Origin of the sequence: Marinobacter sp. 3-2 (assembly GCF_003751355.1) — a bacterium.
GTDB classification, from domain to species: Bacteria; Pseudomonadota; Gammaproteobacteria; order Pseudomonadales; family Oleiphilaceae; genus Marinobacter; species Marinobacter adhaerens.
Genome location: NZ_RJUQ01000014.1, coordinates 32,749 through 57,971, shown reverse-complemented (window position 1 = coordinate 57,971; position 25,223 = coordinate 32,749). Strand labels below are relative to the sequence as shown.

General features: G+C 56.1%; 23 protein-coding genes. 11 read left to right on the top strand and 12 right to left on the bottom strand.

The window, feature by feature from the left end:
- Nucleotides 1-44: 44 nt before the first annotated feature.
- Nucleotides 45-1,541 carry an NAD(P)/FAD-dependent oxidoreductase gene (locus tag EDB94_RS12930; RefSeq protein ID WP_108018942.1) on the bottom strand — a complete coding sequence of 499 codons (1,497 nt, stop codon included), beginning with the start codon at nt 1,539-1,541 and terminating at the stop codon, nt 45-47.
- Between the two features lie 84 nt (nt 1,542-1,625).
- Nucleotides 1,626-2,537: a LysR family transcriptional regulator gene (locus tag EDB94_RS12925; RefSeq protein ID WP_108018943.1), complete on the bottom strand. Its 912-nt coding sequence runs from the start codon at nt 2,535-2,537 to the stop codon at nt 1,626-1,628.
- A gap of 100 nt (nt 2,538-2,637) precedes the next feature.
- Here EDB94_RS12925 and EDB94_RS12920 point away from each other — a divergent pair, with 100 nt between their 5' ends.
- Nucleotides 2,638-4,257 carry an NADH-quinone oxidoreductase subunit L gene (locus EDB94_RS12920; RefSeq protein ID WP_108018944.1) on the top strand — a complete coding sequence of 540 codons (1,620 nt, stop codon included), beginning with the start codon at nt 2,638-2,640 and terminating at the stop codon, nt 4,255-4,257.
- Nucleotides 4,254-6,710, top strand: coding sequence for a YbcC family protein (locus EDB94_RS12915; protein ID WP_108018945.1), 2,457 nt, complete (start codon nt 4,254-4,256; stop codon nt 6,708-6,710). The genes EDB94_RS12920 and EDB94_RS12915 overlap by 4 nt, the downstream gene beginning before the upstream one ends.
- 30 nt (nt 6,711-6,740) lie before the next feature.
- On the opposite strand, the gene EDB94_RS12910 is transcribed toward EDB94_RS12915, so the two are convergent.
- Nucleotides 6,741-7,013: a YebG family protein gene (locus EDB94_RS12910; protein ID WP_008171158.1), complete on the bottom strand. Its 273-nt coding sequence runs from the start codon at nt 7,011-7,013 to the stop codon at nt 6,741-6,743.
- A gap of 148 nt (nt 7,014-7,161) precedes the next feature.
- Nucleotides 7,162-8,130: a beta-ketoacyl-ACP synthase III gene (locus EDB94_RS12905; protein WP_092032703.1), complete on the bottom strand. Its 969-nt coding sequence runs from the start codon at nt 8,128-8,130 to the stop codon at nt 7,162-7,164.
- Nucleotides 8,131-8,297: 167 nt separating this feature from the next.
- Here EDB94_RS12905 and EDB94_RS12900 point away from each other — a divergent pair, with 167 nt between their 5' ends.
- The 3 genes from EDB94_RS12900 (at nt 8,298) to EDB94_RS12895 (ending at nt 9,358) form a co-directional block, all read left to right on the top strand.
- The gene (locus tag EDB94_RS12900) at nt 8,298-8,549 is read left to right on the top strand and encodes a YdcH family protein (RefSeq protein ID WP_008171152.1); all 252 of its coding nucleotides are present in this window, start codon (nt 8,298-8,300) and stop codon (nt 8,547-8,549) included.
- Between the two features lie 170 nt (nt 8,550-8,719).
- Nucleotides 8,720-8,872 carry a hypothetical protein gene (locus EDB94_RS20720; RefSeq protein WP_008171150.1) on the top strand — a complete coding sequence of 51 codons (153 nt, stop codon included), beginning with the start codon at nt 8,720-8,722 and terminating at the stop codon, nt 8,870-8,872.
- A gap of 234 nt (nt 8,873-9,106) precedes the next feature.
- A complete protein-coding gene (locus tag EDB94_RS12895; RefSeq protein WP_008171147.1) occupies nt 9,107-9,358 on the top strand; it encodes a hypothetical protein in 252 nt (83 codons plus the stop codon).
- Between the two features lie 3 nt (nt 9,359-9,361).
- Here EDB94_RS12895 and EDB94_RS12890 read toward each other — a convergent pair whose 3' ends face one another.
- From EDB94_RS12890 to EDB94_RS12865, 6 genes are all read right to left on the bottom strand, one after another.
- Complete coding sequence (locus EDB94_RS12890) at nt 9,362-10,252, bottom strand: peptidoglycan-binding domain-containing protein (protein ID WP_260312589.1); 891 nt, start codon at nt 10,250-10,252, stop codon at nt 9,362-9,364.
- A 116-nt stretch (nt 10,253-10,368) separates the two neighbouring features.
- Nucleotides 10,369-12,234 (bottom strand): methyl-accepting chemotaxis protein, encoded by a 1,866-nt coding sequence (locus EDB94_RS12885; protein ID WP_260312588.1) that lies wholly within the window; start codon nt 12,232-12,234, stop codon nt 10,369-10,371.
- Nucleotides 12,235-12,447: 213 nt separating this feature from the next.
- The gene (locus tag EDB94_RS12880) at nt 12,448-14,292 is read right to left on the bottom strand and encodes a protein kinase domain-containing protein (RefSeq protein WP_108018947.1); all 1,845 of its coding nucleotides are present in this window, start codon (nt 14,290-14,292) and stop codon (nt 12,448-12,450) included.
- A 9-nt stretch (nt 14,293-14,301) separates the two neighbouring features.
- A complete protein-coding gene (locus tag EDB94_RS12875) occupies nt 14,302-15,912 on the bottom strand; it encodes a dihydrolipoyllysine-residue acetyltransferase (protein ID WP_108018948.1) in 1,611 nt (536 codons plus the stop codon).
- 26 nt (nt 15,913-15,938) lie between these two features.
- Entirely contained in the window at nt 15,939-16,916 is a 978-nt protein-coding gene (locus EDB94_RS12870) for an alpha-ketoacid dehydrogenase subunit beta (RefSeq protein ID WP_108018949.1), read from the bottom strand.
- Between the two features lies 1 nt (nt 16,917).
- Entirely contained in the window at nt 16,918-18,102 is a 1,185-nt protein-coding gene (locus EDB94_RS12865; RefSeq protein WP_108018950.1) for a thiamine pyrophosphate-dependent dehydrogenase E1 component subunit alpha, read from the bottom strand.
- 277 nt (nt 18,103-18,379) lie between these two features.
- Between EDB94_RS12865 and EDB94_RS12860 the strand changes: the two genes are divergently transcribed.
- Nucleotides 18,380-19,849, top strand: a complete 1,470-nt coding sequence (locus EDB94_RS12860; protein WP_104271007.1) for a malate:quinone oxidoreductase — start codon at nt 18,380-18,382, stop codon at nt 19,847-19,849.
- 29 nt (nt 19,850-19,878) lie between these two features.
- Nucleotides 19,879-21,615: an isocitrate/isopropylmalate family dehydrogenase gene (locus EDB94_RS12855; protein WP_108018951.1), complete on the top strand. Its 1,737-nt coding sequence runs from the start codon at nt 19,879-19,881 to the stop codon at nt 21,613-21,615.
- A gap of 34 nt (nt 21,616-21,649) precedes the next feature.
- Here the strand turns inward: EDB94_RS12855 and EDB94_RS12850 are convergent, their stop codons facing one another.
- Nucleotides 21,650-22,024, bottom strand: a complete 375-nt coding sequence (locus EDB94_RS12850; RefSeq protein ID WP_108018952.1) for a hypothetical protein — start codon at nt 22,022-22,024, stop codon at nt 21,650-21,652.
- Nucleotides 22,025-22,224: 200 nt separating this feature from the next.
- Here EDB94_RS12850 and EDB94_RS12845 point away from each other — a divergent pair, with 200 nt between their 5' ends.
- Both EDB94_RS12845 and EDB94_RS12840 read left to right on the top strand, forming a co-directional pair.
- The gene (locus EDB94_RS12845; protein WP_108018953.1) at nt 22,225-22,662 is read left to right on the top strand and encodes a PAS domain-containing protein; all 438 of its coding nucleotides are present in this window, start codon (nt 22,225-22,227) and stop codon (nt 22,660-22,662) included.
- Nucleotides 22,663-22,747: 85 nt separating this feature from the next.
- On the top strand, nt 22,748-23,317 hold the full coding sequence (locus tag EDB94_RS12840) for a pyridoxamine 5'-phosphate oxidase family protein (protein WP_108018954.1): 570 nt from the start codon (nt 22,748-22,750) through the stop codon (nt 23,315-23,317).
- Between the two features lie 5 nt (nt 23,318-23,322).
- Here the strand turns inward: EDB94_RS12840 and EDB94_RS12835 are convergent, their stop codons facing one another.
- Entirely contained in the window at nt 23,323-23,817 is a 495-nt protein-coding gene (locus tag EDB94_RS12835) for a MarR family winged helix-turn-helix transcriptional regulator (protein ID WP_260312587.1), read from the bottom strand.
- 148 nt (nt 23,818-23,965) lie between these two features.
- Here EDB94_RS12835 and EDB94_RS12830 point away from each other — a divergent pair, with 148 nt between their 5' ends.
- Together EDB94_RS12830 and EDB94_RS20715 are read left to right on the top strand one after the other, a co-directional pair.
- Complete coding sequence (locus tag EDB94_RS12830; protein WP_108018955.1) at nt 23,966-24,946, top strand: LysR family transcriptional regulator; 981 nt, start codon at nt 23,966-23,968, stop codon at nt 24,944-24,946.
- A 77-nt stretch (nt 24,947-25,023) separates the two neighbouring features.
- The gene (locus EDB94_RS20715; RefSeq protein WP_014577024.1) at nt 25,024-25,194 is read left to right on the top strand and encodes a hypothetical protein; all 171 of its coding nucleotides are present in this window, start codon (nt 25,024-25,026) and stop codon (nt 25,192-25,194) included.
- Nucleotides 25,195-25,223: the final 29 nt, after the last annotated feature.

Sequence of the window (25,223 nt, the reverse complement as noted above, 5' to 3'; positions counted from 1 at the left end):
CTATGAATATGGCCGAGGTTCAAGTGCAAAAGGCTTTCACGCGATTACCCCGCGGTCTGGCCGGGGTAAAGAAACTGGTAATCAGCGGTGTCTACCCGGCGGGTGGCGAACCGGTAGGTGAAGGTGAATCCCGGCCAGTTGATGGTATTGCGCCCATGCTCATCGAGGTACCAGGAGGTGCAGCCGGAGCTCCAGACCGTGTCTTCCAGGCCCTGTTGAACCACATGGGTGAAACGGTCCTGCCGGTCTTGTCGGACGTCCATGGCGGAGTCAGGGTACTTTTCGAGTGCCTCCAGACATTCCAGAACGTAGCGAAACTGGGACTCGAGCATATAAAGGATCGAGTTATGGGCCAGGTTGGTGTTGGGCCCATAGAGCATGAACATGTTGGGAAAGCCGCTGACGGTGATTCCTTTGAACGCGACAGCGCCATTCTGCCAGGCCTCGTTCAGGGTCTTTCCGCCCCGGCCTGTTATCCGGATGGGTGACAGGAACTCCGAGGCCCGAAAACCAGTGCCGCAGATTATGGCGTCCACTTCATGGTAGTGTCCTTCGTGCGTAATGACGCCGGACTCGTCAATGTGGTCAATAGGGTCGGTGATCAGGTTCACATTCGGCCGGTTGATGGCCGGATACCAGTCGTTGGAAATCAGAATCCGTTTGCAGCCGATCTTGTAGTCCGGAATGATCTTTTTCAGCTTGGCGGGATCTGTGACCTGTTTTCTGGCCTCCCGTTTCGCCATGTTCGCGTAATACTCGAGAAGGCCGCTGAATTTGGTGAAAGCGAGGGCGCGACTCTCGTTTTTCCAGTAAATAAGGTACCGATAGAGGCGATCCCAGGCCGGCACTTTCTGAAACAGCGTCTGCTCCCAGCGCTTGAAGGGCCGATCCGGCTTGGGCAGGACCCAGGCCGCTGAGCGCTGAAACAGGTCCAGCTGCTTTACCTTCGATGCAATCTCCGGAACAAACTGAATGGCACTCGCGCCAGTGCCAATGACCGCCACCCGTTTATCGGACAGGTCGTAATCATGATCCCAACGGGCTGAATGGAACATCTTGCCCTGGAAACGGTCCAGGCCCTTCAGTTTTGGCCAGGCAGGTTGATTGAGCTGTCCGGTGGCGGTGATGAGTACATTGGCGGTCAGCTGCTCACCGTTTGCGAGTGTCACCGACCATTGATTTGTTTGGTCGTTAAACGCGGCTTCCTGCACCTCGGAGTTAAACCGGATGTGACTGCCCAGGCGATATTTCTGAACGCAGTGCTCCATATAGCCGAGTATTTCGCGCTGCAAGCCGAATTTCCGCGACCAGTCGTGCTTGGGTTCGAAGGAGTATGAATAAAAGTGCGATTGCACATCGCAGGCGGCACCGGGGTAGGTATTATCACGCCAGGTACCTCCAACCCGGTCGGCTTTTTCCAGCAGGGTCAGGTTATTGAACCCGGCCAGTTTCAGTTTGATGGCCATGCCCAGACCACCAAAACCGCTACCGATAATCAGAATGGACGGGTGTTCTCGCAGGCTGGCTTGGCTCATGATCATATGTCCGGCGTTATTATTGTGGTCTTTCCGCTTCAGTATACGGATGTAAGTCAGCCTTATGGATGACATTTTTCGCCACTCGGGCTAGTCAGAATGACCAATCGGCGTCCGGGTCAGGTAATTTTCCTCAGTCTGGGATAGCAGCTCCCTGAGTGCCGGCGTCTCGAACTGGCGCCGGATGCTGATGGCATAGAACTCCTCGAAGACACCTGGCAGGGCGCCGTAGTCTGCAAGGGTTCCGCTCTTCATTTCGTCGCGCACGACCACCGGAGGCATGATGGCGAAATGACCGGTATCCCGGGTGAGAAGTCGCATCATCGCCATGTCATCCACCTCGGCGGCGATGTTGGGACGCAGCCTGTGATACTCGCACAACTGGTCGAAGGCCTGGCGTATGTTGTTGTCGGGGCCCGGCACAATCAGACTCCGGCCACGCAGTACGTCGACAAAATCGCCCTGAACGTCTATTCCCCGTGGTCCGATGATGCTGACCGGCTGTTTGGCAATCAGCCGTGACCGCCAGGGATTCTGTTCATCTCCCTGTACCGCCTGGTTTGCGAGGATCAGGTCCAGCCGATGCGCCGAGAGGCGTCTTAGCAGCTCATCCATGTGGCTACTCTGCAGGCTCAGCTCAAGGTCTTCCCGGTTCAACAGCGGCTGCAGAAAGCCTTCCTGGAAGTTACGGGAGAGGGTGGCCACCGCCCCGATCCGGAGTATCTCGCGGTTTGGTTGAGCGCCGGAGGCGAATAATGCCGTCAGTTCCTCACCCTGGCGGAAGATCTCCTCGGCGTAGGAGAATGCCATTCTCCCGGCTTCAGACAGCTTGAGACGCCGCCCCTCGCGAATGAAGAGGTCGTGTCCCAGGCTGTCTTCCAGCTTGCGTATCTGACCCGACAGCGCCGACTGGGAAATATGCAGCGAATCCGCTGCCCGCGTCAGGTGGCCGGTTCGCGCGACCTTCCAGAAGTAGTAAAGGTGATGGTAATTCAGCTTCATGTGATTTCGTTCTCTAAAAACGAATGATCTGATAAGTATAAACCATTTTTTATATGTGATGAGGATCGGCAAAGTACTTGCAATCAGGAGGTTTGCAAGTATGAATCCAATCGCCGAATTTTCATTGCTCTCGATCCTCGCACTCTGGCTGCTGCTGCCGGTTGGTCTCTTCCTGCTTGCCGGGTTGACTGGCTGGCTGAAGAATCCACTGAAAGTGAACCACTGTTGGCGACTTGCCGGGTGGGCATTGTTGGCCTCCATGGCCGTTTCGGTCGTGATGGGAATCCTCCTCCTGATTCAGCCCTTTACAGGAGGCGACAGCAATCGTTTGGCTACCCTGGGTGGGCGCTTCGGCCTGTATCCAGACGGGATAGCGGTCTGGATGGCCACGATGGTGGCGTTTATTGGCTGGGTCATTCTTCGGTTTGCAGACAACTACCTCAGCCAGGACCCTGGCCGTGACCGTTTTCTTCCCTGGTTTCTGGTGACGGTTGCCTCTGTTCTGGTACTGGTGTTTACCAACCATCTGCTGATTCTGGCAGGCGCCTGGATTGGTGTCAGTCTGGCCCTGCATCATTTGCTCACCCTCTATCAGGACCGGCCCCAGGCGCGAATGGCGGCGGTGCAGAAGTTCATCGTCAGCCGGGTTGGAGATGCGCTGGTGGTCTCGGGTGTGGTGGCGCTCTACCTGCACTACGGCACCTTTTACCTGCCAGACATGATCCAGAATGAGGGCGCCCAAGCCGGTGGCTCAACAGCGCTGACAGTTGCCTCGGTGGTTCTGGCTCTGGCGGCGGTTCTCAAGTGCGCCCAGATTCCCTTTCACGGCTGGCTCATCCGCGTTATGGAGGCTCCCACGCCCGTGTCTGCGCTGCTCCATGCCGGGGTTATCAATCTTGGCGGTTTCCTCTGGCTTCGTTTATTCCCGGTGTTCGACGGCTTTACGGCCGGCCACATGATTCTGCTCGTGATCGGCGGCATGACGGCGGTCGTTGCGGTTCTCACCATGATGACCCAGTACTCGGTCAAACATGCCCTTGCCTGGTCAACCTGTGCTCAGATGGGCTTTATGCTGTTCGAAATCGGCATGGGGGCCTACACACTGGCACTGCTGCATCTACTGGCCCATTCGCTGTACAAGGCGCATTCGTTCCTGGCTTCCGGTCGCACGGTGGCCGTGTCGGCAGCAACGCGTTTTCCCGAATCTCCCTCTGCCAACCGGCTCTCCTGGGCCGGGCTTACCGGCCTGTTGGCGGCGGCGATCCTGGTTCAGTTCCCGTGGATCGTGGAAAACAATCCGGTTTTCGGAGCATTGCTGGTGCTGGCGGTATCAGCAGCCTCCATGGGCATCCCGGCCGGAGCAACCAAAGCGGTGAAGCTGAAGCTTGCAGGACTGGCAGTGCTCCTGGTTCCGCTGTACTCATTGTTGCATCTTCTCATCGGCCCGGCCGTTCCCGAGCAGGAAGGGTTTGCCATCCCCGGCATTGCTCTGGGAACGGGCGCCACTCTGGTTACGCTGCTCGCCGTGTGCTCTTTGATGATTGTATTCGGTGCTCGCTTCCCGGCCACCCGTGCTCTGAGCGTTCATTTTCGTCAGGGGCTTTACCTGGAACTGCCCTTTGATCGGTTGACCCGCTTCCTGGCGGCGGAGGCTTTGAAGGTGCCGGCCATGTTCCGCAGGGTTCCGCATCATCCGTTCAGACTGGAGGAGAGATCATGAGCGATGTAAGCGCCCCGTTACCGGAACTGCAGTGGCTGAGCGATGACTGGCGTAAACCGGTTAAACAGGCCTGCGACCTGATCGCTCCTGTTTGGCCTCTCGATCAGTGGATAGCGGTGAATCCGTTCTGGGGGCTGAGACATTTTCCGGCCCCGCGGGTTGATCAGGTGCTCAACGAGCGCGCGGGTTTCAGTATGCTTATGCCGACCGAGTTTTACCGGGAAGCCTGGGAAGGTGGACGGATTCGGGAAGACGATCTGAGGGCAAGTATTGCGGAGCGCGGCGATGAGCGGAATACCGCCTGGTACCTTGATTGGCTGGGTCGAAAGGGGGCCATAACTGCGCCACTGCGCGGTTCCATTCTGGATACCTTTACGGTTGCGAATGCCCACGAGGAGGCCGGTGTTCTGACTGACATCGTTTGCGACCAGGTTTCTCGCGTTTGCGGCGCCTTTTTCGATCAGCGCCAGAGCCGATGGTCCGTTTCGGGCAACCAGGCCAATGGGGGGGTGTTCGGTTTTTGGCTTGAATCAGTCAGGCAGGATCTGGCGCTTGATTTTACGACCGGGTTGAAAGGGGGCCGTGCGTTCTTCAAGACGGTTCCGGACGGCAGGGATCAGGCAGTACAGGAGGCGCTGAGTCGGATCGGCGCTCGTGGAGATGAGTTGGAAGCGCTGTGCCATAGCCTGTTGTTGAGAGTGAACGGCTGGGCCTCCTGGTGTCGCGGAGAAGACTGGCGGGCAGGCCTTGAGGGGCGTTCATCCGATCGGTGTGAGGACATTCTGGCGATCATGCTGGTCTGGGAGTCCGCAGGGGTAGCCTTCGCCTCGACGGCACAGAAAGCAGAGTGGCAGAGGCAGAGAGCCCGCGCGAGTCGCAGGGGCGACTACGATGACCGCAGCAGGCTGTGGGTGTGGCAGCGTGCCTTCGAGATTGGTTACCAGCGCACCTTGTGGCAGGCACTTGAATCTGCGCCGCTCAAGCAGGCGTTGCCAGACTCCGGGCGTGGCATTCCCGCAGCCCAGGCGGTTTTCTGTATCGATGTTCGCTCCGAAGTGATGCGACGCCACCTTGAAGCAGTGTGCCCCGACGTGCAGACACTCGGATTCGCCGGTTTTTTCGGAATGCCAATCGATCATCAGCAACACGGACCGCTTGCCCCGGCCCGCCGACTGCCGGGCCTGTTGCCCGCGTCTTTCCGGTTGATTGATACCAAGGGCAGCCTGCGAGAGGATCTGGCAGTGAATCGCTCTCTCGATCAGAGAGAGATCGCCCGTGAATCAGTCAGAAAGGCGAAGTACACCAGCTTGTCGACGTTCACACTGGTTGAGACCACCGGTTTGGCCTGGGCCTGGAAACTGGTGAAAGATACTTTGAAAAAGGGCCACAAAACCCGCCCTGACCAAAGTGTAGAGGGGCGCCTGGTCCACAGCCACGGAGGCGATCCGCTCTCTGATGCAGAGAGGGTTGCGCTGGCGGCCAATATGCTCCGGGGGATGTCTCTGACCAGTGGTTTCGCCCCTTTGCTGGTACTGGTTGGCCATGGCAGTCATACCGATAACAACCCGAACCAGGCTGGTCTCGACTGTGGTGCATGTGGCGGCCAGAGCGGCGGCGTGAACGCCCGGCTTGCAGCAAGCCTGGTCAATGATCCACAGGTCAGGGCGGGGCTTGCCGACGAAGGTATCAGAATTCCGGACTTCACCTGGGCGGTCGCTGCCGAGCACTGCACAGCGACGGACACGGTAACGATTGCTGATCGCCATCTTATCCCGGATTCGCACATGCAGCACCTGGCAGATTTGGAAGCCGGATTCGAAACAGCCGGCATCCGGGCTCGAAAAGAGCGGGCAACGCCGCTGAAATTGAACGGGTTGGACGACGATAACCTCAAGCAGGCCATGGAAACCCGGACCCGGGACTGGTCAGAGGTTCGTCCGGAGTGGGGGCTGGCCAATAACGCGGCAATCATCTTCGCGAAGCGCAGCAAGACCCGGGGCTGCAACCTGTCCGGCCGCGTATTCCTGCACGATTACGATCCGACTCTGGACGAAGATGGCGATCTTCTGGAGGCTTTGCTGGCGGCACCGATGATCGTCGCCAACTGGATCAACCTTCAGTACTTTGCTTCGGTAACGGTTCCCGAAGTGTATGGCTCGGGTAACAAGCTCCTGCACTCCGTGGTTGGCGGCAACGTCGGCGTTGTCGAAGGTAATAACCCACGTTTGAGAATTGGCCTGCCGCTGCAGTCCGTTCACGATGGCACGCATTGGCGCCACGAACCGGTTCGTCTTACTGTTCTGATTGATGCGCCGGAAGATCGGATTGAATCCGTGTTACGTCGCCAGCCAGATGTGGCGGCTCTGGTGGAGAACCAGTGGGTCAGTTTGCATCGGATGTCTGGTCAGGGCGTAGCGCGTTACGACAATGGCAGCTGGGTAGCCGTGGCATGAGAGGAGGGCGGCCGCGCCGCCCCTGTCCTGCTATTCCTGTTCTGCGTTCAGCAGCTCGGGCTTCTTGAGAGCTTTCTGGAACAGGTCTTTGTCCTCCGCTATCGCCATGGCACAGCGTTCGGCCAGGTCGTCGCCCAGGCCTTCAACCTTGCGGCCAAGGAATACCTGAATTTCCTCCGCCAGTTCGAGCACTTTGTCCCGGGCGTCGGCTTCGGCTTTTGAAGTGAACAGCATCGTCTCAGGATTTTTCAGTGCCATATCCAGGCCGTCCCTATCAGAAAAGTAGACTGCTTGTACTGCCATGGTTATTCCTCGCAGTGAGCGTTATTGGTACTGTATAAAAATACAGTCTATCTGACAGGGTGCGGTAAACACAATGAAAAAACGGGCTTCAACAAAAGCTGAGGCCCGTCTCTGGTTCAATGCGAGTGGCGATCGGAAAGCTGGCCGATCAGTAACGGAGCAGTGCAGAGCCCCAGGTGAATCCGCCACCAAATGCCTCAAGGAGAAGCACCTCGTTGCGTTTGATCCGCCCATCTCGCACAGCTACATCAAGGGCGAGGGGGATAGATGCAGCGGACGTGTTGCCGTGCTCATTAACCGTTACGACAACCTGATCCATGGACATGTTCAGTTTCTTTGCCGTGGCCGAGATGATTCTAAGGTTGGCCTGGTGCGGAACCAGCCAGTCGATCTCGGATTTCTGCATCTGGTTGGCTGCCAGGGTTTCATCAACGATCTTGCCCAAGGTGTTGACCGCTACCTTGAACACTTCGTTGCCTTTCATTTCCACAAATGCTCGCCCGGCCTTGACCTGGTCGTAGCCATCGGCAATACCGCAGGGAACGTGCAGCAAATCGGCATACTGGCCATCGGCATGGATATGGGTGGAAAGGATGCCGGTTTCTTCGTCGGCCTCCAGGATCACCGCGCCGGCACCATCGCCGAACAAGACACACGTACCACGGTCTTCCCAGTTAATGATGCGGGAGAACACCTCGGCGCCGATAACCAGGGCCTTCTTGCTGCTTCCGGTCTTGATGAACTTTTCGGCTGTTGCGAGGGCGTATACAAATCCGCTGCATACCGCCTGTATGTCGAACGCGGGGCAGCCATGGATGCCAAGACGCGCCTGCAGGATGCATGCGGAACTCGGAAAAATCTTGTCCGGGGTGGAGGTGGCAAACACGATCAGATCGATGTCCTGTGCATTGATGCCCGCGGCATCAATGGCATTCCTTGCAGCCTGCTCAGCAAGATCCACTGTGGTCTGGCCTTCGACGGCAATGTGACGTCTTTCGATTCCCGTGCGCTCGCGAATCCACTGGTCGGTGGTGTCGACCATTTTCTCGAGGTCTTTGTTGGTAACGATGTTTTCAGGCAGGTAGGAACCGGTGCCGGTAATTCGTGCAAAGGTCATTCGCAAGTGTCCCGAGGCGTAACTGGATAACGTACTACCATGCTATACCCATGCAACGTCGTGCGTAATTAGCGATTTGTCAAAGACGCCCAGAAACTGGCACGCTCGTCTATGCTGAAGGTGATCAGCCTTGATCAACACTCTGCAAAGAAGAGGAGAGGAATACGATGGGCATTTCCAGCCATGAGCTTCACGTAGAATTCCCGCAGTACCGAGAACTGATTCAGGAACTCAAGAACAATGATCTCAAGTTCAACGAAAAGCTTCAGGAGTACACGCATCTCGACCACGAAATTGAAGGGCTGGAAAAGAGGGATTCTCCCATCGGTGATGACAAACTCCACCGCATGAAGCAGAAACGCGCACAGCTGAAAGATGACCTTTACCAAGTGTTACTTTCAAACGCCAAGGCGTCATAAGACTGCCATCAAAAGTACACAATTCTGACACCCAATAATGCTTGGAGCCCCTGTTTATAGGGGTTTCCAAGTATTCAGAAAGCTCCTCGTCAAGCTTAGAATAGGACCCTAATTAAACAAGGTCCCGGTTTTCGGAGACCAATATTCTGGGTTGACCAAGGAGTAATGAAATGAAAAGAGCTGCTTCGCTTTACAAAGGCTGGCGGATGAAGCGCAACTTTATCCATCTTGTGATGACTATGGATCGTCGGTTGCTGAACGATGTGGGATTTTCCCCTGAACTGGTTGAACAGAAACTGAGCACTCCGTTCTGGAAATTCTGATCCTCGTGACTGATCGACTCTGCTTTCGGTAACCTTCTGAACTGGTTGAAAAATAATCAGCCCAGAAGGTTACAGACTGTCACAAGAATGAAATATCCCATTGTTCTTAAAGCCCTTTTATCTCGAAAAAATCTAAGAAAATTGATCTGAATCTGTATTCTCTTCTAGCGGATCGTCCTATAGTTACGCTACCTCCAGAACCACACCGGTTCACCCTGAAAGGAGAGCTTGACGATGATCCAGGAATTCCTTCAAAGCAATTTGCCCTTAGACTCCTCAGTAAGCCTCAAGCGTTCAGATACCGAGCCTGATAAAGACATTGCCAATGCCCGCAGCGAAGCCTTTGAGATCGTCTCAGACTCCGGTGAAACCGTAGGCTTTGTGAAGGCCTGGGAAGATGACCCGAGCTTCCGCGGATACGTCCACTTCGATTCCGACGGCAACGTGATTGACTGGAAAGTCTTTAAAGACCGGTTGCAGAGCTGACGTTCACACCAGCCAGCCAAAAAAGAAATCGAATAAGACGCTGAAAAACCCGCCGCCGGTGCTATGGGAATTATCGGCAACCGCGGAATTTGTCGATGCAGTGGTTTCTCCCTCGATTGGCTGGGCTTTCTTCGTATCCGCTGCTTTCGGCTCGGCAGGTCCCGCACTGGTGGGCTCTGCAGGGAGCTGGGCCAGCACCGGGTCTGGTTCTTTGGTGGCTTCTGGTGTTGTTTCCTCGGCGACCGCAGGTTCCGGTGCGGGAGCTGGAGCTGAAGTTGGAGCTGAAGTTGGAGCAGGGGGCTCTGAAGCCACCGGTTCGGGTGTTTTCGGGGCTGCTTCCGCCACTTTTTCTTGTGGCTTAACTTCATTACCTTTCGAAGTTCCCTCAGTAACTATCTGGTTTTTAACAGGTTCGGCATCGAGCGAAGTTGTTGGCTCGCCCTGTTCGGAAGATTTTTGAATGGGGTCCGGGGTAGGTTCTGGCGCAGGCTTTGGTTCAGCCCTGGCAATGGTCGGGGTATTGGGAGCTGGCTCGGGGAGGGACAAACCGAGCTGTGCCACTGACGCCTTTCGACTGCCGACTGAATTTGCAGTGATGGTTGCGCTGGATGTTTTGGTCACGCCGAGCGCTTTCAGTGTTGCCGTATCCAGGTTGCCGTTGGTTTGCAGCCCATTTTGAGCTTGATAGGCGCGTATGGCAGCTCGGAGTTGCTCATCAATCCAGCCATCCGCGCGTCCGATATCATGACCGGCACCGTAAAGTGCATTTTCGGCGGCGAAAATGACTTTTTCGGGTTCGGCGGCTTGAGCAGTGCCGAGGCAGGCAGCCGCTGTCAGCATGGCAATGACAGGGCCGCGAACGCCTTGCCTCCTGGGTGATTGAGAGCGCGTCATGGCGGGATACCTCCGGGCAGTCCGTTTCCGGTTACATTGTGTAACTTGAAACCCAAAGGTATCAGGTAATCATCTGCGCTCTCGTGAATTGGTTAACATCTGCAACCATTGTGTGTTCAGGATTCACTGGCCCTGAAGCGTCGCACGAGCGTATTCAATTCATCAGCCATGTTCGCCAGAGAGCGGCTTGACTGATTCACCTGGGAAATGTCTCCGGCCAGTTCCTCAATTGCGCCACTGCTTATTTCCACATTCTGGGTCATCTCCGCGGCGGTCGCTCGCTGTTGCTCGGTCGCGCTTGCAATCTGGGTGGTCATTTCAACGATGCTGTTAACCGCCGCGAGAATATCCGTCAAGGCTTCGCCCGACTTGCTTGCCTCCTCGCTGGCCTCTTCGGCCATCTGCTTGGCCTTGCTCATGTCCACTACTGCGCCGGCCGCGCCACTCTGGAGCTGGGACACAATCCGCTCGATATCGACGGTTGATTCCTGAACGCGCTTGGCCAGTCCTCGAACTTCATCGGCAACCACGGCAAATCCCCGCCCGGCGTCACCGGCTCGAGCCGCCTCAATGGCGGCATTGAGCGCAAGGAGATTCGTTTGCTCAGCAATGCTCTGGATAACAGCCAGCACATTGCCGATTTCGGCCGATTCGTTCTCCAGTTGTTGGATCCGGGTAGACCCCTTCTCAACCTGATTGGCGAGGTTGGTAACCGCCCGAATGGCAGAGCCAACGGTTTCTTGTCCGGAATCCGCAAGCGATGAGGCCTTACGGGCCGATTCGTCAGTTTCGCTGGTGTTTGAGGCGATCTCTTCGGAGGTGGACACCATTTCCTGCATGGCGGCAGACACCTGCGTGATCTGGTCGCGCTGTTGCTCCGAATTGGCGGTTGTACGCTCTGTGATACCGGAAAGTGATTCGGACTCGCCGGTCAGTTGGCGAGACGCCGTCACAATTCGGGAAATCGTTTCCTCGAGCGTTTGCAGGAAGGTGTTGACTGCGTCGATGAAGTCACCGATCTCATCGGGACGGCCCGGAGTGAGTCGGGTGGAGAGGTTGCCGTTGTTATTGGCGATGTCATCGAGGTAACCGAGAATTTCAGTCTTGGCGCGTTTCACGCTGTTGCCCATCAAACGGCTCATCACAATGGCAACAATCAATCCGAGTACCGCAGAGATCAGGAAAGCTGCCAGGGTAAATGTCAAAGCAAGCTCCGTTTCGGCGGTTGCCTCATCGGCCTCTTTGTCCAGGGAGGCAAATATACTTGCTTCAAGCTCTCTGGACATGCTCGCGATTTTCGGTCCAAGAACGTCCAATTTTTTGGATTTCACGTCCACAAGAATACTCTGTTGCTGGAGCATCTCCTGAACAGCGGACCGATAGGCTTCGAGTTCCTCAACGACGGTATTCAGGTACACCTGAACAAATTCGGGACCATTCTCGGCATCAATCAGTTCGAGGGCGTCAGACAGATCTTCAATGGCCCAACCGAGGGCTTTTTGCGAATCCTCGTCGCCAGTTGCCAGGTACCGCTCGGCAGTCATCCGCATGATCAACGCATCGTTAAGGAGTTGCTCCAGACCGGCTCTCAGTTCGCTGTCTGGCTCACGGTTGGCAACACCATTTAATGCAAGCCTGAGGGCTTTTGTTGCGTTAGGTCCGTGCACATCCAGCTGTTCAGAGATAATGCTGAGTACCTGACGTTTTGCCGGAACCAATTCGCTCCTGAAAGCATCAATGTACTGATTGGTTGTATCTTCAATCCGATCAACAAGGCTCGCTCGCTCGGGCTCCTGAATGTCCTCCTGAGCTTTGGCCATGACGGCTCTGAAATCCGTTTCCATCTCATCAAACCGTTCCAGCGTTTCCTCGTTGCCCGTGGAAAAGTAATCGAATACCCGAAGGCGCATTCGATAAACGCTGATGACCGACTCAGTTCCAATGGCCGTTTCTGGCGCAAGTTCTCGGGCAACAGTGTTCATCCGCTGATCCAACTGCTTAAATTCGTAGACACTGAAAAAGGTAACAGAGGCGAAGAGGAGAAGAACAAAAACGGGTGCTATCAATAGCTTGCCCGGGACACCTAATTTTCGTTCTACGGATTCGAGAAAAGAGGAAGCCAAAGCGTAGTCCTTCTATTAATTTGTTTTAACAGGTAACGGCACGGTTTCTCAAAACTGAAGCTGTGTTTTGCCTCAGGTAGAGGCATGCTCAGTCCTTGGATTACGCGGGTAGTAGCGTTCGGGAAGTCGCTCGATGTGAGGGAAGAACCGGGTGTCCTTGTAAGGCATCTTCATAAAGCCTGATACGCCGAGGCCGGTTATCTGTTCGACTGCCGAGAGAATTTCATCCAGCAACCGGCTGAACTCCGATTCTTGCTCAGGATCCAGTAGCCGATAGTGGCTATGGATTTTGAGATGGCGGGGCAGGGCTTCGAAGATGATCATGCCCGTGTGGTGAATACTGTTCAGTGCCTCCAGCGAACGGATGATGGTCTCAGGAAGAACGAGAAATTCCTCCGGATCCGGCCCGTCTTCGAAGTAGGAGTGAACGCGACTTTCGTCCTCCACCTCTGGTGCGGCACTGACCTCGTAATGCAGTTTCATGTCCGGCGACACCAGAAACGGCTGGTCGGGTTCTTCGCGATCAATGTGCAGAGTGTTCCGGGCGTTAAACAGACAGCTTTTGAAAATCCCCTTGCGATAAATCGCCTGGGCCAGGTAGACCATATTGTTGACGGCCTGCACAAACGCCGACTTCAATGCCGGATCGTGCAGATTCAGGGAAGTGTCGATGTAGATGCCATCGGTTTCCCAGCGCACCGCCAGTCCACCTTCTACCGGGTAGCGCCCGAGCCGGCTAACGGCGGCCAGAAACGCCTTTTCGGTTTCGCCCATGCCCTGCATGAAATTCTTGTAGTAGCGGTCTAGCTGCACATCGTTGACGTCGTTGAGGGTTTCCGGTGCGCCTTCCTCCCTGAGAAAGGATTTACGCGAGCTGTAAACCACGGTGTCAATTTCCTGGTCAGAGGCACGCACCCACACGGGTACCTGGGCCGCGACCGGTTTTTCCGGCAGATCGATCATCACCGTGCGGGCCATACGCGGCATCTCTGTCAGATAGTAATCGCCGGCCTTGCGGCGAGTGTCCGGATCCGGTGACAGCATGCCATCCAGCATGCGCGCGAATTCCATGGGCAGGCCCAGTGAGGTGGCCGGGATGGCCCGATGGCCAAAACGGCAGGATTGGGCTGACGCCAGGGCATAGAGCGTGCCGGCTGCTCCCTGTTCATCGAAACGGGGAGACGACAGCCCGCCGTTGAGCTGTTCCTCGCCGATAAAATACACATCCCCGAGCCGTGCGTTTGTTTGCTGGAGGTTGTCGGACATCAGCTCCATCACGTTGGCGGTGATGAATTGCTGGTTGGCGTCCAACTGAGCAAACACGGAGGAGCCCCAGTCAATCAGGGCAATGTTTTCAGTGCTGGCGTCGAAGACCAGATTGGAAGGTTTGATATCGCCATGAACGATTGGCCTGCCGGCCGGTCCATTTTCGCGCCGCAGATTACGCAGGATGTCGGCCAGCTGGTCCGCGATGCGCATGATGAGCCCTGGTTTCAGACGACCATCACGCAGGGAAACCTCTTCCAGATTTAATCCGGCAGCACGCTCCATCACCAGAATCGGCTGGTTATTGGCTCTTTGGTAGGAAATCAGCCGTGGCACCCTGGGGTGGCGGACCTGCTCCAGAATGTAGGCTTCATCTTCAAGCCGGTCCTGAAGATGCCGGGGCAGGTTGATACGGGTGAATTTGAAGACGTGTTCCGGGCCCCCGACTGCGGTGCCTGGCAGGCGGCCTGAGAATACAAAGCCGTACGCACCCTTGCCAATCAGCTCTATGTCCTGATAGCCGAGTTGGCGGAGCTGGGCGGCGCAGAGCGCCACCCAGTCTTTGAGCTTTTTGGCATCATCATGGCTGAGCAGGTAGATCGACTGCTCTTCGGGTATGTAGAACTGCTGCAGTTGCGTCTTCTGCGCCATGATGAAACGTCAGCCCATATGCAGGAGCATGGTTTGGGGCGATTCGAGGTAGCCCTTCCAGCGGTTGCAGAACCGGGCGATGGTACCGCCGTCGATAATGCGATGGTCGCCGGCCCAGCTCACGGTCATGATGGCGCGCTCCACCACCTGGCCGTTGGCGTCAAACCGGGGCAGTTTCTGGGTGCGCCCAAGGGCAACGATGGCCACTTCCGGCGCGTTGATAATGGGAGCGGTGTAAGTTCCGCCCAATGCGCCAATGTTGGAGATCGTAATGGTGCCGCCCTTTAGGTCTTCCTGGCTGACGCGGCCAGATCGGGCTGCTTCGGTCAGGCGCGCAACCTCGTCGGCAATGCCCAACAACGAGAGGCTTTCAACGCCTTTGATGTTCGGCACCGTCAGGCCGGCTTTGCCATCCACCGCCATACCGATATTGCACTGGGGCAGGTAGTGAATCTCCGTGACGTCATCGTTGAGCTGGCTGTTCAGAACCGGGAATTCCTGAACCGCCAAAGCCATGGCCTTCATGAAGAAGGGCATGAGCGTCAGTCTTGAGCCCCGCGCTTCTGCCTCCGGTTTCAGTTGTTCCCGCAGCTTGAGCAAATCGGTGACATCAATATCCTCGCTGTAGATAAAGTGAGGAATGGTGGTGGCCGATTTGACCATGCTTTTCGCCATCGCGGCTTTTATTCCGCGGATGGGTTCGACTCGTGCTTCCTGTTCGGCGGCAGGCGCCCTGCGGGCACTGCTGGTGGTGGCCGTTTGCGCATCGTCGGCGGGAGCCTGGTTCTGGGCCTGGACATGGGCCTGTTTCGGGCCTTCCTCGATATGAGCCAATACATCGGCTTTCAGCACACGGCCATCTTTGCCGGATCCCTGGATATCCACGAGGTTAAGTTCATGCTCCCGAACCAGGCGGCGAACGGCAGGGCTGGCCGGAATACGCTGTCGGCTGGCCGTAGCGACAGGCGAGGCTGTCGCGGTTGAGAGTTGAGCCGCGGGCTCCGGTTTGGTTCTAGCTTCCTCCGGCTCTTCACGATCCCGGGGAATGAACGCAAACAGCGGGGCATGAACCTTGGCCATGGCCTGCTGCTGGTGGTAAAGCTTGGTCACGCGCCCGGCTTTAGGGGCGGTAATCTCGACCATGGCCTTGTCGGTCATTACGTCCACAACAGGCTGGTCTTCTTCGATCTCATCACCTTCAGCAACGCGCCATTCCACCACTTCGCACTCGACGATGCCTTCGCCGATATCCGGCAGGATAAAGTCTTCGGTGGCGTTATCGTCCGACTCGGCGCCGGAGGCGGGCTGTTTTTCCGGCTCGGGGGCCGGCTTTGCTTCGGCAGGTTCCGGAGAACCGGCCGCCGGCGCCTGGCCACTGCTTTCGCTTTCATCCACCAGCTCGAAAAGCGGGGCATGGACTTTGGCGATGTCGCCTTCCTTGTAGTAGAGGCGTGTCACGCGGCCCTTGTAGGGTGCAGGAATCTCCACCAGGGCCTTGTCGGTCATTACCTCGGCGACCGGTTGATCTTCTTCAATCACATCGCCTTCGCTGACCAGCCATTTGACCAGTTCACATTCCACGATACCTTCGCCGATATCGGGCAGTATAAAATCACTCATAGTCGCTCTCCTGTCCTGATATCAGCCTAGAATTCAACGCTCGCCCTGATGGCCTCATAGACCTTCAGGTGGTTGGGCAGGTGCTCTTTTTCCAGCACCAGCGGGAAGGGGGTGTCCATCCCGGTTACCCGAGCGATCGGAGACTCCAGATACAGGAAGCAGCGCTCCTGGATCGTGGCGGCGATTTCACCGGCGAATCCGCCGGTCAGGGGAGCTTCGTGGGTGACAACCAGCCGTCCGGTCTTGAACACGGAATTGGCCACGGTTTCCACATCCCAGGGCAGAATCGTCCTGAGGTCGATGACTTCGCACGAAATGCCATCTTTCTCGGCCCGTTCCACGGCCTGATCAATCACTTCCATCTGGGCGCCCCAGCCCAGAACCGTCACGTCCGTGCCTTCCTTGGTGACTTCGGCTTCGCCCAGAGGCAGTCGATAGTCTTCATCCGGCACTTCACCCACCGAGGCGCGGTACAGGCGCTTGGGCTCGAAGAACAGGGTCGGGTTGGGATCGTGGATAGCGGCAAGCAGCAGCCCCTTGGCCTGATGCGGGTTGCGCGGTACCACGATCTTCAGGCCCGGGGTATGGGCAAAGTAGGCCTCCGGTGACTGGGAGTGGTAAAGGCCGCCGGCAATGCCGCCGCCGTAGGGCGCGCGAATGGTCAGGCCGCCCACGTTGAACAGGTTCCCTGAGCGATAGCGGAACTTGGCGGATTCGTTCACGATCTGATCGAAGGCCGGAAAAATGTAGTCGGCAAACTGGATCTCGGCCACCGGCACCGAACCCTGTGCGGCCAGGCCGTTGGCAAACCCGATGATGCCTTGCTCTACCAGAGGCGTGTTAAAGCAGCGGGCTTTGCCGTATTTCTGTTGCAGGTTACTGGTGGCACGGAATACGCCGCCAAAAACGCCCACATCCTCACCGAAACACAGAACCCGCTCGTCCTCCGCCATGGCGGTGTCGAGGGCATTGTTGATGGCCTGGAGCATATTCATCTTCGACATCTCAGGCTCCTCCCTTGGCGTGTTCGGCACTCTTCGGGTATTCGTCCGGGTGACGGCCGATGTGCGCTTTCAATTTTTCGAACTGCTCAGCCAGGGCAGGTGGCACTTCGTCGTAGACGTCGCTTACCAGGGATTCGAGCGGCGGTGGTGGACGCTTCTGGGCACGTTTCATTGTTTCCAGTACTTCGCGGCGCATGTTTTCCTGCAGCTGCTTTTCATCGTCCTCACTCCACCATTTCTTGCTTTCCAGCCAGAGGCGCATACGCAGGATAGGATCCTTCTCGCGCCAGACTGCTTCTTCATCCTTGCTGCGATAGCCGGAGGGGTCGTCCGAGGAGGAGTGGGCGGCCAGGCGATAGCTCATGGCTTCGATCAATACCGGACGGTTGTGTTCCACGGCCAGTTTGCGGGCTTCCTGAGTGGCCTGGTACATGGCAAGAATGTCGTTTCCATCCACGCGGATCACGTCCATCTTGTAGCCATAGGCCCGCGGTGCAACACCGTCGGCAGCAAACTGCTCGGCGGCCGGCGTAGAAATGGCGTACCCGTTGTTGCGGCACAGGAAAATCACCGGAACCCGATGAACTGCAGCCATGTTCAGGGCAGCGTGAAAGTCGCCTTCCGAGGCAGCGCCTTCACCAAAATAGGTAATGGTGCAGAGACCTTCGCCCCTGAGTTTCTGACCATAGGCATAGCCTGCGGCCTGGGGAATCTGGGTGGCCAGCGGCGAGGAAATGGTCATGTAGTTCAGCTTCTTCGAGCCATAGTGGACCGGCATCTGGCGGCCTTTGCCATAATCCATCTCGTTGCCGAACAACTGGTTCATGAATTCATCAATGGTAAAGCCGCGATAGGCCAGGGCACCTTGCTCCCGGTACTGCGCCATGATCATGTCGCCATCGTCCAGTGCTGCCGCACTGCCGATCACGGCAGCTTCTTCGCCGGTGCACTGCATGTAAAAGCTCAAGCGGCCCTGCCGTTGGGCAGCAAGCATTCGCTCGTCAAGAATTCGGGTAGTGACCATGGCCCGGTATATACGGAGGGCCTTGTCTTTGTCGAGATCAGGAGCTTTGGCGCTCTTGTAGAGCTTGCCGGTCTGTTTCAGGAGCTTGAAGGTGGGAATCCGGAATTCCGCACCGTCGGTAAACACTGGGGAATACACAACTTTGGACTTTGTTGTTGTCATAATCCTCTTCCTGGGGTAGTGGCCTGAGGAACAAACACTCCTTGTGGGAGTGTAGTTAATGTCATTGTAGACAGCCTGGCGAAATCTGGTGTGATTCCCGCCAGTTCATATTTACCTTAACGTAAACTGCGGAACAGGGGTAGACCCTTCTGTTCAGAATTTTCCTTTGTTAAAGAACGCTCGGCACGCGTTTTCCGTGTCTGCCGAAGCGTGCTACCGTCAATACACACACTTTTCCAACCTTGTTCAGACATTCGACTCACGCGGGTAGGTTTTAATGAACGTAATTATCATTGGCGCAGGGATCATGGGCACAACTTTCGCGACTCTAGCGAAAGAACTGGCACCGGAACTGGATATCACCATTCTCGAGAGACTGGATGGCCCCGGGGCAGGCAATTCCTGGGTGTTCAATAACGCCGGAACCGGGCATGAGGCGAATTGTGAGCTGAACTATACACCGGTGGACGAAGAGGTTATTTCAGTCGAAAAGGCGGTGAAGATTCACGCTCAGTTCAATGTGGCCAAGCAGTTCTGGGCGTACCTGATCCAGAAAGGGGCCATCAAAGACCCCAAATCGTTTATCAACCAGACCAAGCACTGCACCATCGTCTCCGAGCCGTCTATTCAGGAACTGAAGCTCCGGTTCAATGAGATGTCGTCCCACCATTTCTTCGAACAGATGCGTTACTCCGAGGATTTCGACGAGATCAAGAGCTGGATTCCATACACCATGGAGGAGCGGCCCAGACACGAGAAAATGGCGGCGACCGTTATCGAGACGGGCACGGACGTCAACTTTGGCGCCCTCACAGAGCAAATGGCCAAGCATGCTGTTGACGATCTTGGGGTGAAAATTGAATACGGGACGCACGTCAAGCGAGTGCATCGCAGCCCCGCCGGAAGTTGGCTTGTGGAAACCCAGAGCAGGGGCGTTGATCGCCGCTACAAGGCCGACGTTCTTTTCGTCGGTGCCGGCGGTGGTGCCTTCCCGATACTGAAAAAGAGCCACTTGCCTTTCGCGCGTCGCTTCACCGGTTTTCCCGTCGGCGGACGGTTCCTGCAGGCCGAGATAACCGCCGAGCAGGCCGAGCAGTACAGAGCGAAAACTTACGGAAAGGCGAAAGTGGGTGCACCTCCGATGTCCGTTCCCCATCTGGACCTCCGGGTTTCGGATGGAAGGTATTATCTTCTGTTTGGTCCTTTTGCCTCCTTTAAGCCGGTGCTGGAGCGGGGCCGGGGGTTCCTGGACTACCTCCGCTCCATGCGCCTCCACGATATCCCGAGCTTGCTGAATGTCGCCATTGAGCATTTCCCGTTGGTCAAATACCTGGTTTCAGAGACCTTCAAGGGTGAAAAGAGCATGTTCGAGGAGCTGGACAGTTTCGCACCGGGCATGAGCAAGAAGTTCAACTGGAAAGCGGTTGAGGCCGGGCAGCGGGTTCAGATCATCCGCGACGGAGATCTGCAAATGGGTACAGAGATCCTCGTCTCGAAAGACAAGACCTACGGCACGCTCCTGGGGGCATCGCCTGGTGCGTCGGTATCGCCGGAAGTCATGCTACGTTGCCTTGAACAGCTTTTGCCGTCTATTTTTACCAGTGAGGAAGCCGGCAAAAAGAAAAAAGAGATATTCCCCGAGGACAATCTGGATTTCCTGGCGAAAAATCCCGAGCGTTACCGGGAGATCCGGGATGCCGTCAATGAACGGCTAGGGATCAAGCAGTCGGCATCGCAGCAGGACTGACCAGGCCAACAAACAGCAGGGAGATTTTCATGGACAGTAGAATCAGTGTGACCTCGCCCCTTGTAATCCTTCACGGCGACGAGATGGCTCAGGTTGCGTTCGAACACATTCTCAAGAAGTTTGTGAACTCACGGCTTGATATTCAGCTTGAGGAAATCGATCTGTCTGCGGAAAACCGGCTGCTGACCAATGGCCAGGTGGTTATTGATGCCATCGATTCGCTCCAACGCCACGGAGTGGGTGTAAAGAACGCCGGCATGACGGTAAACCGCCAGCAGTTGGAGGACTTGCTCAGGAAACACCCGGATGTGGATGGCGAAAATCTGCACCCGCTGGCGACCAAGTCCCCCAATGGTGCGATCCGCAAGGGCATCAGTGGCAATATTACCCGCGAGGACATCCAGTTCCGCAACCTCAACATCCGCCGCCCCCAGTGGGTCGGGCGTGACATTGAGGTGGATACCATGGAATTCGGCGGCATCAAGGACAGCTTTAACCAGCTTTCCCTGGCAACCGGCGTGGTCAAGCTGATGTTTGTGGGCAGCAGCGGCGACCCGGTAGAGCTTCATCGGCGAGAGATTCGCAAAGGCGATCCGTGGCTGCTTGCGACGAATGACATCGAGGATGTGAAAGCCTGGGCGCATCGCTTTTTCCAGCGTGCAATCGCAGAAAAACGAGACGTATACCTCGGCCTCAAGGATACGGTGATCCCCGGCTACGATGGGGCCATGCGCTCGGTGATCGAGGACATCTATCACAGTGACTACAAGAAGCAGATTGAAGACCTGGGGCTGAATTACTACTACGAACTGATTGATGCCCAGGCAGCCCGCATTGTTTCCAATCCGCCGGAGCGTGCGCTCTGGGGTGTGCCGGATAACACCACCGGGCGCAAACTGCTCAAGCTGGTGAACCAACTCAAGGAATTTGGCATTCCGGGCCGAGGGGCCCATGTGTCCATCTCACGGATGAGCGCTGGTGGCGGCGACCAGTATGGTAGCTTCAACATGGCGGCCAAGGAGGATGGCATTCTCAAGGTGATCGTCGACGGTGACGAGAAGCATGCCCGCCGGGTTCGGAAAGGCGACCCAATGTTGCTTATGTCCAATGACCGTGAAGCCATCAAAGACTGGGTTCTGCAGGTCTTTCGGGATGCCTCGCGCAAGGACAAAGAGGTGTATTTCGGTCTCAAGCGCGAGTACATGGAGTACGACGAAGTCTACAGCGAGGTCATTACCGAAGTGCGCAGGGAACTGGCCAGCGAGCATACACCGCCGCCCTCGTTCATGATCATGCGGCCGTCCAGCCAGCTTAAAAAGATGATCACGGATCCACCGAGAAATGCGCTTTATCCCTCCCAGAACCTCGACGGCGATATCTTCTCGGACATTTCCGCCGCTCTCGGGGGAAGCCTGGCGACGGCCAGTTCAATCATCGAGAGCAAAGACGGAACCATGCTGTTCGAGGCACCCCATGGCACCGCCCATGATCTTTACCTGAAGTATCTCGAGAGCGACGGTAAGGTAGCTCATTTCAACCCGTCGGCCCTGATTTTTGCGCTGGGCAACGCTCTGGAAACCCTGGGTGAGCGGGAAGGCAACGAGCCTTTGAGCCAATACGCCGTTCAATTGAAAGCGGCATTAACTGACACGGTGGACAGCGGCATCGTTACTGCCGATCTGAAAGGAAAAACCGTTGATCCGGAGTCTGAACAAGTGGTGGATATGATTGGCTTTCTGGAGGCGGTGGAAAAGGCGCTCCAGTGATCCGTTAAACCAAGGGAGCGCCGGGTCGAGGCTTTTATTTAACGGTATTGCCCTGAATCAGCATGCCGTTGCCCTTGATGACGCCATCCTGGCGCAAAACCATGGACGGCCCATCGATGCTGACCGCGTAGCACGTGGGCTCCTGGCCATAGGCAAAACACATTTCGCCGTGCCTGGTTGTCCACTCGCCCTTGTAGTCCACACCATGAATGGTCCCGTCCGGTGCATAGTATTCGTTAAAGCCTGAGTTCGGCTCAAGCATGCTGCCCTGGTATGAATGATCGCTGACCGCTTGGGCAATTTCTTCTGCGCTGAGTGTTTGGGATGCGCTAACCGCTTTTACGCCTAGTAGCCCAGCTGCCGCAAATGCAATCGGTACTGCAATGGCATGTCTTGCGCTGCGATTCATAGAGATGTCCTTGTTGTCTTAGGAATAAGAAGTGCGAGTTAAAGCTTACGTGCAGTGCACTCGCAGGGATCTGTTTCCTGGGCGTGGTGCTTCTTGATCTGATCCGGCCGAGGGCGGCAACGTAAGGTTGTGGGTTGCAACAGCAATTACTTTGCTCCCCTGTGACGATGAATAGACCTTGGAGACAGGAGCCTTCCTCAATGGCCTTTTACAACCGAAAGAAACTGGAATTACAGGAAGCGCTCGCAAAGCTTGAGGCTGCAAAAAGCCGCGTTCAGGAGCTGGAATCGGATTTTCAGGCTGTCGAGAAAGCCATGGCGGTTCTCGTTATAACGCAGGATGGCATTATCGAGCGGGCGAACCACAGGTTGTTGGACTTGCTCGGCTATCAGCCAGAGGCCTTGATCGGTGAGCACCATCGGGTTCTTTGCACCAGCGACTACGCGAAAAGCGAAGACTACATCCGGTTCTGGCGTGAGTTGGTTACCGGTAATGTTAAAAAGGGACGCTTTCCAGCTGTCCACGCTGACGGACACGAAGTCTGGTTAGAGGCTAGCTATTCGCCGGTGAAGGGAGAGCAGGGCGTGGCTACGCGAGTCATTGCTCTGGTTAACTCGGCACAGACTGCCGAAAAATAATGGCGGTGCGCCGTAACATCTGGGCCGGTCGGGTTACTGATAGCGAATAGGAACGCCAACGTAGCAGAATCCGCAGGAGCCCAAGATGGCGCACAAATTTGCAGAAATAGCGTTTACCAGAACCGTAAAACAGGTTCAGGAGGAAATGGGCAGTCGCTCCGGTTATGCATCCATTGAGACCGGGCCTGACCGCAATAACCTTCTGAGGGATCGCGAACGCGGTTTTATTGAGGCCCGTGACAGTTTTTACATCGCCAGTGTTGGCGAAACCGGCTGGCCTTACATCCAGCATCGGGGCGGGCCGGCAGGGTTTCTGAAGGTGATTGATCAGTCGACAATCGGCTTTGCCGATTACTCTGGCAATCGCCAATACATCACCACGGGCAACGTACTCACCAATGATCGCGTCTCGCTTTTCCTGATGGATTATCCGAACAGGAGGAGACTCAAACTGCTCGGACGAATGACTCTGGTTGGCCCCGAACAGCCGGGGATTCTGGAGCAACTGAGCGACAGCGATTACAAAGCACTGGTTGAAAGGGGCGTGATCATCCGTGTTGAAGCGTTCGACTGGAACTGTCCGCAGCACATAACCCCGCGATACACGCAGTCAGAAGTTGAAGCGTTGATTGACTCAATGGCCAACGATGGCTGAGCGCTTCAGAGGGTTGACTGCAGTTTGACGCTATAGCGCCTTAACTTGCCGACAGTCTCTGACCAGTCATCGGCCCCTACCATCTCCGTGAATTCATTGTGCGCGTCTTCCCACCTTGCGAGGGCCTGTTGGTAGATGTCCTCGCCCTCTTGCGTCAGAGAGAGACCCAGGGAACGCTTTTGCCCCGTCGGCCGGGACTCGAGGAGCCCCTTGGCAATCAGCTTTTCGACCGTTCTCTGGAGTGAAGTTCTCTCCATCCCCAGGAGTTCCGCAAGTTCGTTTATAGAGTTGGGCGGAGAAAGCTTGATTGCGTTGAGTATGGAGAACTGCGTGATTCGAAGCCCTGTTTCCGCCAGGTGATGGTTGTAATGACGGGTTACCAGGCGTGAGAAAACGCGGGAGTAGAGGGCGGCGCAGGTTCTGGCAACATCCAGCGGCGTTGTTTCTTGCAATGCGTGGTCGACCATTATGGCAATCCGATAAATGAAGTGTATATGCATGATGGTAGGTTTCATCCCCCGAATAGTCCAGCGAGCCACCGGACAAGACAGAGTGAATTAAGACATCTGTTCCGTAACAGATTGGTGTTGCGAACGTCTGTGCAATAGGCGTCAGTTTTCTCAGTCTCCCAATGACAAGCGAGGCATTATGAAAAACCAGGAACTCAACCTACTGCACGTATTCAGCGCGATTATGACGGAAGGTTCCATCACCAGAGCGGCGGATCGTCTCGGCATGACCCAGCCCGCCGTTTCAAATGTGGTCTCAAGAATGCGAACGGCCTGGAAGGATCCGCTCTTCGTAAAACGGGGGCGGCAGGTGGAGCCAACCTCCTATGCCCAAAGTCTCTGGGACCAGATCCGCAATCCCTTGTACGAGCTCTCCAACGCGGTAAATTCCACGCGCTTTACGCCAAGTGAGTCGCGTCGGACGTTCCGGGTTGCTGTCACCGACCTTATTCTTGAGATGGTCTGGCAACCGCTGGTTTCCGAGTTACAAGAGGCGGCTCCGGGCATTGACTTGCATGCGGTTCCTTTCTCGCCGGCTACCGCAGCAAACCATCTGCGCGAGGCCAGCGTGGACTTTGTGATCGGTTTTTTCGAGCAGCATGATCACAGCCTCAGAAGCCTATGGCTCTTCGATACCGGCTACGTTCTTGCTATGAGGAGCGGGCACGAGCTGAGCGGACGGCCCGTCGATCTCGAGTCTTTTCTTTCAGCCCAGCACCTTCTTGCAACCATGTCCGGAGAGGCTCACGGTGTTGTAGACGACACTCTGCACAGGCGAGGACTGGAGCGGAGAGTGGCAGTTACCGTCAACCATTTCTCCGCAGTGCCGAATTTGCTCAGGAATTCGGATCTGGTAGCCACGATTCCGGAGGTCATCACCGGCGACTGTGAGTTTTGTGCTGGTATTTCGCTCACAAGCCTACCGATTGACGTGGAGCCAACGAGTCTGTACCTGGCGTGGCACACCCGCCATGACCGGGATCCCGGAATCATCTGGATCCGGAGTGTTATCGAGCGTGTGGCAAAGGCGTGCTGGGCAAAAGCAATGGCCGCCCGGGAGCTTGATTGTGGGCCGCTGACCGTCATTGAGCCCGGTCTGTACAATCGGCCCAGTAACTAGAACGCCTGTCCATTTGTTGGGCAGCTCCAGTGGTTAGTATTTCTCTCGTAGACATCAACCACTGGAGAAAACTCATTATGAAAAACGTCACTTCCAAAGCACTGCTACTTGTTTCTATTGCCCTGATCTCGGCGTCTGCAAGCGCCTCTCTTGCCGATCGAAAATCAGATGTTGATGATCACGGTGAGGCCGTAAGCAGCCCTTACTCAGGCCAGAAAGTCATTCGTGGTCAGGTCGTTTTGAAATAGCAAACAGTCACAAAAAAGGGGGCAAGGAT

Coding starts and splice junctions, on each gene's coding strand:
- EDB94_RS12930 (WP_108018942.1), bottom strand. CDS start 1,541: ATGATCATGAGCCAAGCCAGCCTGCGAGAACACCCGTCCATTCTGATT.
- EDB94_RS12925 (WP_108018943.1), bottom strand. CDS start 2,537: ATGAAGCTGAATTACCATCACCTTTACTACTTCTGGAAGGTCGCGCGA.
- EDB94_RS12920 (WP_108018944.1), top strand. CDS start 2,638: ATGAATCCAATCGCCGAATTTTCATTGCTCTCGATCCTCGCACTCTGG.
- EDB94_RS12915 (WP_108018945.1), top strand. CDS start 4,254: ATGAGCGATGTAAGCGCCCCGTTACCGGAACTGCAGTGGCTGAGCGAT.
- EDB94_RS12910 (WP_008171158.1), bottom strand. CDS start 7,013: ATGGCAGTACAAGCAGTCTACTTTTCTGATAGGGACGGCCTGGATATG.
- EDB94_RS12905 (WP_092032703.1), bottom strand. CDS start 8,130: ATGACCTTTGCACGAATTACCGGCACCGGTTCCTACCTGCCTGAAAAC.
- EDB94_RS12900 (WP_008171152.1), top strand. CDS start 8,298: ATGGGCATTTCCAGCCATGAGCTTCACGTAGAATTCCCGCAGTACCGA.
- EDB94_RS20720 (WP_008171150.1), top strand. CDS start 8,720: ATGAAAAGAGCTGCTTCGCTTTACAAAGGCTGGCGGATGAAGCGCAAC.
- EDB94_RS12895 (WP_008171147.1), top strand. CDS start 9,107: ATGATCCAGGAATTCCTTCAAAGCAATTTGCCCTTAGACTCCTCAGTA.
- EDB94_RS12890 (WP_260312589.1), bottom strand. CDS start 10,252: ATGACGCGCTCTCAATCACCCAGGAGGCAAGGCGTTCGCGGCCCTGTC.
- EDB94_RS12885 (WP_260312588.1), bottom strand. CDS start 12,234: ATGAACACTGTTGCCCGAGAACTTGCGCCAGAAACGGCCATTGGAACT.
- EDB94_RS12880 (WP_108018947.1), bottom strand. CDS start 14,292: ATGGCGCAGAAGACGCAACTGCAGCAGTTCTACATACCCGAAGAGCAG.
- EDB94_RS12875 (WP_108018948.1), bottom strand. CDS start 15,912: ATGAGTGATTTTATACTGCCCGATATCGGCGAAGGTATCGTGGAATGT.
- EDB94_RS12870 (WP_108018949.1), bottom strand. CDS start 16,916: ATGTCGAAGATGAATATGCTCCAGGCCATCAACAATGCCCTCGACACC.
- EDB94_RS12865 (WP_108018950.1), bottom strand. CDS start 18,102: ATGACAACAACAAAGTCCAAAGTTGTGTATTCCCCAGTGTTTACCGAC.
- EDB94_RS12860 (WP_104271007.1), top strand. CDS start 18,380: ATGAACGTAATTATCATTGGCGCAGGGATCATGGGCACAACTTTCGCG.
- EDB94_RS12855 (WP_108018951.1), top strand. CDS start 19,879: ATGGACAGTAGAATCAGTGTGACCTCGCCCCTTGTAATCCTTCACGGC.
- EDB94_RS12850 (WP_108018952.1), bottom strand. CDS start 22,024: ATGAATCGCAGCGCAAGACATGCCATTGCAGTACCGATTGCATTTGCG.
- EDB94_RS12845 (WP_108018953.1), top strand. CDS start 22,225: ATGGCCTTTTACAACCGAAAGAAACTGGAATTACAGGAAGCGCTCGCA.
- EDB94_RS12840 (WP_108018954.1), top strand. CDS start 22,748: ATGGCGCACAAATTTGCAGAAATAGCGTTTACCAGAACCGTAAAACAG.
- EDB94_RS12835 (WP_260312587.1), bottom strand. CDS start 23,817: ATGCATATACACTTCATTTATCGGATTGCCATAATGGTCGACCACGCA.
- EDB94_RS12830 (WP_108018955.1), top strand. CDS start 23,966: ATGAAAAACCAGGAACTCAACCTACTGCACGTATTCAGCGCGATTATG.
- EDB94_RS20715 (WP_014577024.1), top strand. CDS start 25,024: ATGAAAAACGTCACTTCCAAAGCACTGCTACTTGTTTCTATTGCCCTG.